This is a genomic window from Marinicauda pacifica (genome assembly GCF_004793635.1).
GTDB classification, from domain to species: domain Bacteria; phylum Pseudomonadota; class Alphaproteobacteria; order Caulobacterales; family Maricaulaceae; genus Marinicauda; species Marinicauda pacifica.
The window spans coordinates 1-303 of the sequence record NZ_SRXV01000111.1 but is presented as its reverse complement, the minus strand read 5'-3'; the positions used below and the strand labels follow the sequence as shown (position 1 = coordinate 303).

The 303-nt window shown below is 68.0% G+C and carries 1 pseudogene; it reads right to left on the bottom strand.

The window, feature by feature from the left end:
* Positions 1–303: pseudogene (locus E5162_RS14605) on the bottom strand (urocanate hydratase); the annotation flags it as partial.

Genomic DNA, 303 nt, shown 5'->3' with positions numbered 1-303 from the left:
CATCGCCGCGACATGCTCCTTCACCGACGCGCGCGCGGCCTTTTCGACCGCCTTGGGATCGCTTTCGCGTGTCTCGCGCCACTCGGCGATCGACCAGCCCTTGGGCAGATAGCCATTGACCGGATCGTGGGCGGAGGTCTGGTCGGTGACGATGTCCGGGGCGACGCCGCGGCGTACCAGCTCGGGGAAGATCTCGGCGGCATTGCCGAGCAGGCCGACCGATTTGGCCTCGCCCGCCTTGGTCCAGCGTTCGATCATTGCCAGCGCCTCGTCCAGCGTCTCCGCGCGCTCGTCGAGATAGCG